Source organism: Psychrobacter proteolyticus, from assembly GCF_038155145.1.
Classification (GTDB): Bacteria; Pseudomonadota; Gammaproteobacteria; order Pseudomonadales; family Moraxellaceae; genus Psychrobacter; species Psychrobacter proteolyticus_B.
Genome location: NZ_JBAKAY010000196.1, coordinates 1 through 213 on the forward strand (window position 1 = coordinate 1; position 213 = coordinate 213).

At 42.3% G+C, this 213-nt stretch carries 1 pseudogene; it reads left to right on the plus strand.

The window, feature by feature from the left end:
* Nucleotides 1-187: pseudogene (locus V6252_RS13500) on the plus strand (tripartite tricarboxylate transporter permease); the annotation flags it as partial.
* Nucleotides 188-213: the final 26 nt, after the last annotated feature.

Consider the following 213-nt stretch of genomic DNA (forward strand, 5'->3'; position numbering starts at 1 on the left):
ATTGGCTAAATGGGCTGTGTCTTTTGGACCTGCAGAATATTTCGTATTAATGGTATTCGCGATTAGCTGTTTGAGTGGTTTGGTTGGAGATCAACCTATCAAGACAGCAGTGTCAGAGTTAATCGGCTTGGGTCTGGCTACTGTTTGTGTAGATGCGGTCACAGGTTTCTATCGCTATACCTTTGATTGAGTCATCTTATCTGATGGTATTCA